Below are 10,955 nucleotides of genomic sequence, written 5' to 3'. Positions count from 1 at the left end.
ATGCCGAGTCGGGCCTGGCGCAGCGGCCGCAGCTCGGCGGAGGCCGCCTTCCGCCGCCAGCGCCGGCCGTACTTGGCCTTCAAGTCCTGCCGCAGCAGCATCTTCTCCTGGTAGCGCTCCAGGGCGAGGGCGTACGACCGGATCTCCCAGAGCTTCATGTCCCGCCAGATGGAGAAGGTCGCCACCGGCTGCAGGAACCAGCGGGACGGCCGTATGGAGTCCATGTGCTGGTCGAGCTCGATGGACGTCGCCTTCGCGATCGCGTTGCGCATCGCTTCGGTGACGGCGATGAACAGGACCGGGATCGTCGCGTGCATCGCGGAGCCGAGGACATCGGGCCAGGAGGACGCTGCGTTGAAGGTGATGGTCGCAGCGGTGAGCAGCCAGGCTATGTACCGCAGCAGGGGGTACTTGAGGTTGATTGAGGTGAGCGCCAGGTCCAGGGCGAGCAGGACCGCGATCCCCAAGTCGACGGCGAGAGGAAACGCCGGGGCGAACGAGCCGAAACCTTTCTCCTCGGCCAGGGCTCGCACCGCCGTGTAGGAGCCGACAAAGCCTGCCGTCGCGATCGCGATCGACCCTGCCCCGATGGCGCCGAACAGCGCCTTGCGGCCCCTCGTCCACTTCACCCGGGCGCGCCCCGGGGTGGGGGCCAGGGGTACGGACGGCTCAAGGACGGTGCTGCTCGACCCAGCGGTCATCGGTCGTACTTCCCTCTCGTCGAGTCCGTGCGCAGGCGCGCATCGCACATAGAGGTGCGATCAACGCCTCGGGTGTGACACGGATCGACCTCCCTCTCATTCAGGCCACCCCGGTGGCTTTGAACGGTACGAGGGATGAGGTCTACGAACCACCCCCTTTTTCCTCACGTTACCCCGTTTCACCTGCCGATTTGTACTGAAGATCACGATCATGCCTGCCTACAGGCCCGCTCGACGCCTTCGTTACGCTTCAGTAGACCTGCCTACTGGCTGGCTTGATTCACCACCCCCGATCGCCTGGAGAGCCTCGATGCCGCCCATGGTCACCGTCGTCGTCGCACTCCTCGCCGGCCTCGCAGCAGGCTCAGCGGCCCGGCCGCTGATCTTCGCCCGCGCGGTACCCCGCGGCGAGCCGAACCGGACGGCGTGCCCCTCGTGCGCGGCCGGCTACCCCTCCCCCGGGCTTCGCGGCCGACTTCAGGCGGCTACGGGGCGCTGTTCCTCCTGCGGCTCGAAGGCCGGTCCGGCCGCCGGGCTGCCCGAACTGCTCACCGGGGTGTCCTTCGCGGCCCTCGCCGCGGCCGGAGCGAGCGGCTGGGCTGGCGCCGCACAGTACTGGCTCCTCGCTTGCGGAGCCGCTCTGACGGTCATCGACCTGAAGGTCCATCGTCTCCCCGACGTCCTCACCCTGCCCGCGTCCGCCGGCACCCTCCTGCTGCTCGGCGGAGCCGCACTGGCCGGAGAGCCCGGCAGCTTCTGGCGCGCCGTCGCCGCGGCGGCGGTGGTCACCGCCGTCTACCTCGTCCTCGTCATCGCCGCCGGCATGGGCATGGGCGACGTCAAACTCGCCCCTGCCGTAGGCGCGCTCCTCGGCTGGACCAGCTGGACTGCCGTGCTCTGGGGCGTCTTCGCCGGGTTCGCCCTGGGCGCAGTCGCCGGCCTCGCACTGATCCTGACCAGGCGGGCATCCATGAAGAGCAGCGTCGCCTTCGGCCCGTACATGATCATCGGAGCGCTTGCTGCCTTCACGCTGAGCACCTGACCTTGAGCGCAGGCTACTACTCCGCAATCGGCTCCCCCGCGCAAGCGCGGGGGAGCCGTACTCATTACGTGCCAGGCGACGGGCCGGCGCCGCACCTGATTCCGCGACTCTCCGACCGACCACCGATAGAGACCGACTAGCGCCACACGAGATCCGGCTCCGGAGCCGCACGAAGAACCATTGCGAGCGCTACACAGACCCCCAAAGGGACAGAATGGCCCCTCTGGCGGCCGATCAGGGATCGCCTGGACAAGTTAGAGCCGCCGGGTCGAGATAGGCCGCCACAGCGAATACGTGCAGGTCAGAGGCCCTTTTCCGCCTCCGATAGATGCCCCCAAAAGGTGCAAATCAGACCCGTGCGCTCGCCTTCAGGCGGGCCGTTGCAACATGGTGTGCCATACATCACGCCAGATTCTTAGCAAGCCGTTTCCCCAGCTGTGCGGCAACTCGGCTCCCCCATTGACTGGCTAGCGAATCCGCATGGAAGTGCGCTAATGCGCCACCGCGCTGTCCTTTTGACTGGAGCGCCATGTGGCACATCGATAGGCCATTCCCATGCTGCGCCTCCTGGCACAAACGAGTGCCGAACAAAAGGAATCGCTCGGTGCATGTCTATTGGCGGCGAGCAGGGCACCTCAATAGGACGCGCCGGCGGCCACCCGCAAGTCCTGCCGTAGGACGAACCCTTGGGTCCGCCGCCAGGCTGCTCCTGCGGACGTCCCGAAGACCGGCTCGAAAGCTTTCCTTCGAGGCACACAACGAACGGACCGACGGGCCTGCCACAGCGCCCGCCGACTTACACCACACCCACCCTGTCGTGTTGCATCTCCGTTGGCAGGAGGTGAGGCGTTTCATACAGCTAGTTCGATGGCCGCCCTGGGAGCCGACGGAAAGGTCACCTAGGCGACCATCTCGAAGCCCCTCATCTGGGCTAGTTGAGAGGTTAAGCGTGAGCCCGCCCGAAAGGTCAACCGAGAGGAAGTCCGCAAGACCACCCGAGAGGTTGGATTGGCGACCGGCCCTTAGATCAGTCGACAGGCCGCCCCTCCGGACAATCCGTCGTCTCGCCGGAAAGCCTTCTTTCGAGCTACACGATATTCCGACCACCTCGCCAGCCATCTCGAAATGCAACTTGCAGTGCGTCGAACCAACCGGCTGGCTTCTCAGCTCAATCGACGCGTAGCCACCCAACTCGCCGGGCATCTTGGCTGCTTCTCGCCCGACCTGAAGGGCAGTCATCTGACCGCCCTCAACGTCTACTTCACTGCAAGCCGCTTGCCGCGATGGAGATGCACTCATAACGCCAGCCTGGAGCCAAGACGAAAAGGAGACAGAGGGGCACGCAGTAGGGCCAGCATCGAAGCGATTCGGCAGGTTTGCACGCTGGCTGCCTGAGTGGCTTTGCGCCCGGCTCCAACCAAGGCTACGCCGGTGGCAAGCGACCTGGCCTCCCAACTTGCCGACTAGGCGGCCAACAATGGGACAGACTCCAGAGCTGCGCGCTTGAAGGCTAACTGACCACAAGCCAGGCCATCGCAGTCGCACGTCACCAAGTCTGCCCAGCAGTGAAGCTGGGTGCACTCCAAAGGGGCGGCAATGAGCCCTTCTAGGACGTCGCGCTTCAGGCATCCAACCGATACCGCCTTGCAGACACCACGATTGCTCGTCTTCTGGCCACACGGACAGCGTCCGCAGGGTGATGCACTTCCGTGTCCCTACATGCATGCAACCAGCGTCGCAGCGTCGCACACCACCACACCACACCAGAGTCTTGCAAGTACCCGTGCAAGTAGCTCTGCAAGTAGTTCCGACTGCTCGTTTGCGCAGGTGAGAGACCTTCGCCAGAGCCAAAAGCGAGCTGATCGGGGCGCCTCTCGAAGCGCCATCCAGACCGCCCCTAGGCGCACCAACGTCTGAGCATCGAGGGTTCCCAGTGATTGCTACGCGAGGGGTGCTTGCCATCGGACCAGTAGTCGGCAACTGGGGCACTGCAGCGGAGACGCCCGGAGAGGTATCTGCGCGGCTGCCTACGATGGCGAAGATCGTTGTGGCAACATGTTCAGCGACAGCCGCACTGCTCTGCTTCACGCCCTGCACGCTGCCCGCCTTCCCATGCTCGATCCGTGTCCTGACCTGCGAGGAGTCTAATGCCGACGGAAGTACTCCCCTACAGCTTCGCTCTAGCTGAGTATGACAAGGATGAGCCTCTGGACATCCCCTGGGAGGACCTCTGGCATGTCTACGTCTTCGCAAACGACAAGGGCGGCAGCGGCAAGACCAGCGTGACTGCGAACTTCGCACTCATGCTGATGCGGTACCTGAAGAAGATGGGGCAGGATCCCCGCATACTGGCTCTCGACATCAATGGCCAGGGGAACCTGGCGATCCACGAGTTCGGCGTCGACAAGAAGTACCTCGACGAGGGCGAGGCTCTCGTCGAAGCCCTGCGCAAGGGGACGCCGCTCAAGCCGGTTCCCGTGCGACCTGGCCTTGACCTCATTGTCGGCGGCCCGAAGATCGAGGAGTTCGTCACCGACGTCTACCCGAGGCTGCGGTCCGCCTTCACCAAGAACGCAGACCTGAGGCTCCTGCAGTGCCTCATGCCGATCGCCGGTGACTACGACTTCATCCTGATCGACCTTCCGCCGGAGAACCCGGTGATGCAGCGTCAGGGTCTGGCGTGTAGCCGTTGGGTGGTCATGTCGACGAAGACCGACCGAGGCTCTCTCGACGGCACCTTGACCATCAAGAAGCACTTCGACGAAGCCCGGCGAGTCAACCCGCTGCTCACGATGCTGGGCATCATCTTGTTCGCCACCGGCCGGAACTCGAGCCAGATCCACAAGAAGGCTTCGGACTACCTTCGGACGATCCTCAAGGGCGGCTACTACGGCTTCGAGCGAGTCATTGGGCACAGCGAGCTGGTGGCGAGCCTGTCCCGGGACGACGAGCACCCCCTGGTCGAGCTCTTCGACCAATACGCCGGCGGAGCGAAGCTGCCCGACACCATCCAGTCCGTGTACGACGACTACGAGACGCTCTGTCGACAGATCCTCCAGCGGACCCAGGAGGTACGCGCGATCATGGAGCGTCCGATTGAAGAGGAAGCTGACGCCTGATGTCTGAGAATGCCAACGCTGAAGCAAACGGTGACGGCGACACCTACGACGTGCCGAACGTTGCAGCGCTGTCCGGCCGGCGCAGCGCTGCGCGGTCCGCCGAGCATCGTCCCCAGCAGCGACAGGAGATGTCCGACGAGGACCTGGCGGGAGGCGGTGCTGCGGTCCGCGTGGCGTCGCGTCCTCGCGTTCCTGAGTCGATCGACGAGGAGCCCGAAGACGAGGCAGCCGGCGACAAGCCGGTCACCATCAACGTCAGCCCCACCGTGGACCGTCGCCTGAAGGCCTACCGCAACAAGACCGGTCTCACCAACCTCGAGATCGTCTGGGAGGCCGTTGAGGCCGCTGAGGCGGCAGGCTGGAAGAAGGTGGTCGAGGCCGCCGTGCCCCCGGCCAAGCCCCGACGCTTCGGAGTCCGGGCGAGCCAGATCCGCTACGCGGGAGTGGGAAGCAACTCGGTGTACACGCGCATGACGCCCGACGAGCGCAACGAGCTGCGGCGCCTCGTGAAGGTCGCCGGAGTTCCTGACCGCTCGAAGCTGATCGCCATCAGCCTGAACTGGCACCTGCCCGGCACCGCGGATAAGCCCGCCTGATATCGGGCCTGAAGGCGCGGGGGAGACTACGGACACGGGGGAGACCCTCTGGTCGGAGGTCTCCCCCGTGCCTTTCCGAGCACAATCAGTCGCAGGCCGCGTCCGCCTGAGAAGGTGCAGGAGCATCGGCGCACGACCATGACGGAGGGCCCTCTGTCCCGGCCCCGTCCACGGCCACATGGTGGCCCTCCCACGAGCGGCATCTCGGCTGCCAGCTGGCCCAGCACAGGCGCTGGGCGGGCGCTGGACGACTCTTGAGGAGGCTGGCGGGGGGCCTGCAGCGCCGTCTGTCGCCGGGGCGAGGGCGCTGCCCCCCAGGGCGTTCCGAAGGCACTCCAACCTGCTCTGCGGCGGCCGAGGTCGTTCTGAGCGCGGAAGGGCTGTGCCTCGCACGCGGGTGACGCGCAGCCCCGCACCGCGCTGGACTCGGCGCGGCGGGTCCTCTCCAACAGCCCGAGAGGCCAGAAACCTGCGGATCGACGAGTAGTTCGCACATGCCCCACCCGGTCACGGCGCGACCAGCATCAGTCGGCCAGCAGGGTGAGTGCTGCCCGGCGTGCGTGCGGTCGAACCCTTCGGTGGGGCTTTCCGGGGCGCGGGCAGCCCGGCCGGATGCCTGATGTCGCCGACGAGGAACTGGGTGGAGGAGGAGCACCCGCATTGTGTGCCACCGACCTTGGCCGGCTGTCACAGACGGGGTACGGGACGCGAGGTGGCTCGGGCGAGAGCTGAGGTGGACCGGCGACGCGGTGGAACGAGACGGAGCCACACTGCGTGTTGCCCATTACGCACTGTGACCCTTTCCTTTAACGCGCGGTCGTCGCGGTTAAAGGAAAGGGCCACAGGGGGCCGGCGGGGTCAAGATCAACCGCCGGATCAGATGTGAGCGTCCAGCTCAGGCAGCTCCCACTTCGTGTAGGTCAGCCGGCGCTCCGCGCCATTGATCAGGTCAAGCACATCGGTACCCAGGTAGGCCCGTGCACCTCGTTCGACCTCCTTCACCTGAACAATCCCTGCACCAGCCAGCTCTTCCAAGGCACTCGAGGCCGAGACGAAGGAGATTCCGAGGAGTGACTGTGCTGCCCTTGCTGTAACGATCGGGACTCCAGGAAGTTGCTCCATCAGCCGGACAACTGCCGCCCCCTTCCGAGGCTGCCCCCGCCTGCCCAGGCTCGCCCTGTGAGCAGCGAGCTTTGCGTCCCAGGTCTTCCGAATCTGGACCAGCTCGTCGGTGAATCGCCGGGCCTCGGCGACGGCGTCACGAGTGGCCGCGAGGAAGACGCGAATCCACGCCTCTCTGCCGGCGGCCGCTGCCGGGCTGTCTGGCTCGCCCACGTAGCGGTAGGCGTTCAGTCCGCCGATGTACTCCCGAGCGTGGGCGAGGAGGGACATCGAGATCGGCAGGACGTGGCCGACGGCCAACCCCTGCCTAGCAAGCACTGTGTGGATCAGCGCCCGACCGGTTCGGCCGTTGCCGTCGGTGTACGGGTGGATTGTCTCGAACTGTGCGTGGACGAGGGCTGCTTGGACCAGGGGCAGGGGGTGATCCTCAGAGACGAAGGCCGCCAGATCGGCCATGAGCTCTTCCACTGCTCCTGGAACAGGCGGCACGTACTCGGCCCCGTGGGGACTGTAGGCGTTGCCGCCGACCCAGTTCTGCACTCGCCGGAGTTCACCAGAGAGCTCACCCTGCTCGGTGTCCACCATCAGCGCGGCCTGGAGGTCATTGATGTCCTGAACCGAGACGCTCGGGGTCTCGGTGAGAAGCGACACGGCCTTTCGGAGAGCAAGGACGTTGTTCACCACCTCGCGGGCACCATCACTGATCCCCTTGTGAGCGCGCGGGTCGTCGGTGGCTTGGATGGCGAGCATCATCTCAAGGTGCGCGACCGCTCGGGCTGATGCGACGACGCCCTCAATTCGAGAGGAGGCGACGGCCTCCGAGCGAAGCAGGAAGCGTGCCAGCGACTCCAGGTGCGGACTCGTGGGAGCAGCGTCGTTGAACGCTCGGACCAGCTTGTCGACTGCGGCAACCTCGGCGCCCAGTTCTGCGGACAGCGCGATGGATCGGCCTTGAAGCATGTCTGGCATGTACGCGCTGAACGATCGGGCAGCCTGATCCTCCAGGCCGGCCGTCACGCCAGGCCCCGATTGCCAGTGCTGCTCCGAATACCCTGCCACCAGACACGCTCCAAAGGTTCAGCCTCAGCGAGATCCGTTTAAGGATAGTGTGTTCCCCGTGATGTTTGGTGTGTTGCTTAAGGGTGCCGGGGCTAAAGCAGCCACGGCCGGGGCCTCCATGGTCTCCGCAGCAGCCTCACCGACCTCGCAGTTCTCTCCGGCCCGCCAGGCACAGCCATGCCGCAGTAGCGCTAACGCCTCGCCCACAGCCATGGTCACCGAGTCGGTAGCGAGTGGTCGGAGGAACGAAAAAGGCGACCCTCAGGTCGCCTCCCGGGCGGCTCAGCCAAGCCGCCCATCGCTCGGGCGCCACCCGAGCTCTTCATATGTTCACTTCATCAAGCCGACCAAGTCGGCCGTTCGTCGTGTCCTGCGGGGCCAACCGCTGGCTACGACACGGGAGGGGTCCAACCGCTACTGACCTGACCTGAAGCCGCTTTCGCGCGGCCGACGCTCTCACCCCCGCTGACCAGGCATCTTCGGAAAAACGGTCAAGCGGTCGGTTGCGTTGTGCCCACATCCCTATGCAGTTCTGGAGCAGATCATAGCCGCCAGCCATAGGGCTAGTCTCGTATTGCCAAAAAAAGGCTCGCCCGAGCCGCGCATGGACTATGCCCAAAATCGAACAGAACGAAGCAAATCGAGCGGTGCGCGCCGAAGCGTTCGGCCCCCACGTCATGGCTCCGCGAGTGCCGACCCCGCCAATCTGGATGAGCCGCTGCAGCTGCTCCGACGTACCCGGGAGCGGATCACAGGCGCGCTCGAAGCCCTGCTGGCGGATCGGGCTATTCGCCAACGCCCCTCGGTTGAGGCCCTTTCAGCAGTTGTCCTGCTGGCGAAGTCGCCAGCAGGGGAGTCGCGGCTGGAGTTGACCGCGGGGGAGTTGGCCCGGTGGTTGGGGGTGTCCGAGTCCTACGTCGACCATCGGGTACTGCCGGCCATCCGGGATTCGGGTGCGGTGTCGACCGAAGTGATGACGGCGGCGGTCGAGGGCGTCCGCCGTGTGACTGGCTTGCGCTGGGAGCTGTTGCCGCTGACCGCCGCCCAGACGCGACGCTCAGCTCCGTTGGTCCTGGAGAAGCGCGAGTTGGCGGTTCTCCTGGCTCTGTGCGAGCGGCTGTTCGGCCCTGGATGGGCTCCGGTGGGCAAGGCTGAAACTCCGCCTGGCCTGCTCGGTGAGCGGAGGGGGCGCGGGGCGGCAGCCGAGCGGCTTGCGCTACTCCGGCTCGTGCTGGCGGCGCGGCCGGATGGCCGGGTCCGCCTGGTGGGCGGGGCGGTGACGGCGGGTTTCGATCGGGCGGATGCGACGGTCGCTCGGCTGGTCGGCTGCCCGTTGGAGGAGGCGGCCCGGGTAGTGGACGGGCTGGTTCGGCAGGGGCTGCTGGAGGTGCCAGGCCGCGGGGTCCCCGGCGCGCGGTTGAAGATCGTGGTGCCGGCGGTCGCGGCGGCGCACGGCCGTTCACGTGCGGACCTGGAGGTCGTCCCCGAGCAGATTTCGCAGGGCGCCGACGAGGACGTCGACCCTGAAGGCGCTCCGGGGGACCGGGGGGCGGTGTGTACGCAGTGCGCGGGTTCGCTGGAGGACGAGGATCTGGGGGAGCCGGGGGAGGGCTGGACCCAGCCCGGCTTCTTCGACGTCGTGGACGGTGATCTCGTCGATGCGGAAGGTGCACTCAGGGGTCAGGAGGTCCCCGCAGCACCGAAGGCAGGGGAGCATAGTGCCTCTGACCTGGGCGAATACGGTGCTGCAGTGCCGGACGTCGGCGGGGAGGCTGGTGCACTGCTCCACGCCCACCACGCGCCTCAGGTGGTTGCTCTAGGTGGTTCTGGTGCTGCTGAGTTTTGCTTTTCCGGCGAAGCCGCGTCGGGGTTCCCGCCGTTGCCGGAGCGTGCGTGCGGGCGCGAGGACCAGCCCGAGCCCGGCCCGGTCGTGGGTGAGAGGCGGGTCGGTGGTTGCGGTGGCCCGCTTCGCGGGGAACAGCAACAAGACCTCGTCGTCGAGCAGCAGAAAGAGAGGGCGCGTGCCGATGGTGGGCGGGGCCCGCTGCGGTGGTCTCTGCCCCGGGGGCTGGAGCAGGCCCTGTTGCCGGTGCGGTGGGAGTGGGCGCGGATCGGGCATGCCGGTGGCCGGCGTCGCGTCCGTGCCGCAGCACGGGCCGAGATGGTGCGTCTGGCCGGCATCGTGGGTGCGGAGCAGGCCCCGGTGGTGCTGGCAGAGCGGCTCGAGCGGCGTCTGGCCGCGCAGTTCGGGCAGCCGGTACGGGATCCGATCGGCTGGCTGCTGGGCCGCGGTCTGCCGCAGCGGGCGGAGTGCTACGCCCCGGCCTGCGACGACCGGGTGCGGATGGACACCGGCCAGGTCTGTCCGTCCTGCGAGCTGCTCATCGAGGACCGGCGAGCGCTGCGGCACCGGGTCGCCCAGGCCGTGGCCGGCGTGCTGCCCGCGCTGGAGCCGGAGGCGTTCCGGGCGGAGGTGGAGCGCCGGCTGAGCCGGGAGGTTGCCCGGCTGGCGGCCGAGGAGTCCATCCGCCGTGAGCACGCGAAGGTCGAACGTGCCCGGCGCGAGGAGGCGTGGGCCCGCCAGCGCGAAGAACAGGACGCTGCTCAGGCCGAGTTCGCGGCCCGGCCGTGCGTGGAGTGCGGGGTGCCGGAGGCCGCCGGGCTGTGTCTGATCTGCTCGGAGGCCCGGACGACGCGACGGGCCCTGGAGTCGGCGGCGGAGTTCGCTGCCGTGGCAGCCGGCCTGCCGGACCCTGCGGCAGCGGGGCCGCTGGGCGTGTACCGGGCGCGGCTGGAGACCGAGGCCGAGCAGGCAGGGGAGCGGTGGCGCGCTCAGGGGCTGCCGGAGGCGGCCGTGGTCTGGCAGCTGCGTGCGCTCGCCGAGCAGCTGGTGACCCGGGAGCGCGCTCTGGCGCTGGAGGCCCTGCTTCGCGGCCCGCAGGCGCAGGCGGAGGCCGAGCGGGTGGCCGGGATCGAGCGGGCCCGGCGCCGCAGTGAGCCGGAGGTCCTGGCCGCGGCCGACGAGGCGGCCCGCCGCTACGCACAGGCCCTACTGGCGCAGCGGCTCGACCAGGTCCGCGCCGAGGTCCAGGACCCGGTCCAGCCCCCGGTCGGTGGCTGGCGGAAGCGGATGGCCGAGTACGCCGCCCGGCCGCTGGAGGGCGAGATCCTCCCGGTACCGGTGCGGTTCGCCCAGGCTCGGGAGGCGGTGAGCGCGGCGTGAGCAGCGGACTTGAGCTGGCCTTGCTGTGCGCGGGCAGAGGGTGGTGGGTCCATCCGCTGCTACCCGGGTCGAAGCGGCCGGCCGGCAACTGCC

At 67.5% G+C, this 10,955-nt stretch carries 6 protein-coding genes; 4 read left to right on the top strand and 2 right to left on the bottom strand.

The window, feature by feature from the left end; translation table 11 throughout:
- A partial coding sequence (locus ABT093_RS39720; RefSeq protein ID WP_350572378.1) for a DUF2637 domain-containing protein occupies window positions 1–701 on the bottom strand: 701 nt, incomplete at its 3' end.
- Between the two features lie 310 nt (window positions 702–1,011).
- Between ABT093_RS39720 and ABT093_RS39715 the strand changes: the two genes are divergently transcribed.
- From ABT093_RS39715 to ABT093_RS39705, 3 genes are all read left to right on the top strand, one after another.
- Window positions 1,012–1,743 (top strand): prepilin peptidase, encoded by a 732-nt coding sequence (locus ABT093_RS39715; RefSeq protein ID WP_350572377.1) that lies wholly within the window; start codon window positions 1,012–1,014, stop codon window positions 1,741–1,743.
- Between the two features lie 2,147 nt (window positions 1,744–3,890).
- Complete coding sequence (locus tag ABT093_RS39710; RefSeq protein ID WP_350572376.1) at window positions 3,891–4,862, top strand: ParA family protein; 972 nt, start codon at window positions 3,891–3,893, stop codon at window positions 4,860–4,862.
- Window positions 4,862–5,458, top strand: a complete 597-nt coding sequence (locus ABT093_RS39705; RefSeq protein ID WP_350572375.1) for a hypothetical protein — start codon at window positions 4,862–4,864, stop codon at window positions 5,456–5,458. The genes ABT093_RS39710 and ABT093_RS39705 overlap by 1 nt, the downstream gene beginning before the upstream one ends.
- Window positions 5,459–6,334: 876 nt before the next feature.
- Here the strand turns inward: ABT093_RS39705 and ABT093_RS39700 are convergent.
- Window positions 6,335–7,549, bottom strand: a complete 1,215-nt coding sequence (locus ABT093_RS39700) for a Fic family protein (RefSeq protein ID WP_350572374.1) — start codon at window positions 7,547–7,549, stop codon at window positions 6,335–6,337.
- Between the two features lie 991 nt (window positions 7,550–8,540).
- Between ABT093_RS39700 and ABT093_RS39695 the strand changes: the two genes are divergently transcribed.
- Complete coding sequence (locus ABT093_RS39695) at window positions 8,541–10,862, top strand: hypothetical protein (RefSeq protein ID WP_350572373.1); 2,322 nt, start codon at window positions 8,541–8,543, stop codon at window positions 10,860–10,862.
- Window positions 10,863–10,955 lie beyond the last annotated feature (93 nt).

It is taken from the genome of Kitasatospora sp. NPDC002551 (genome assembly GCF_040296005.1).
GTDB lineage: Bacteria > Actinomycetota > Actinomycetes > Streptomycetales > Streptomycetaceae > Kitasatospora.
Note: the sequence above shows the minus strand (reverse complement) of the source record. Positions and strands in the feature narration are given on the sequence as shown.

What these genes read in the sequence shown, in the direction of transcription:
- ABT093_RS39715 (WP_350572377.1), top strand. Translation starts at nt 1,012, where the DNA reads ATGCCGCCCATGGTCACCGTCGTCGTCGCACTCCTCGCCGGCCTCGCA.
- ABT093_RS39710 (WP_350572376.1), top strand. Translation starts at nt 3,891, where the DNA reads ATGCCGACGGAAGTACTCCCCTACAGCTTCGCTCTAGCTGAGTATGAC.
- ABT093_RS39705 (WP_350572375.1), top strand. Translation starts at nt 4,862, where the DNA reads ATGTCTGAGAATGCCAACGCTGAAGCAAACGGTGACGGCGACACCTAC.
- ABT093_RS39700 (WP_350572374.1), bottom strand. Translation starts at nt 7,549, where the DNA reads ATGCCAGACATGCTTCAAGGCCGATCCATCGCGCTGTCCGCAGAACTG.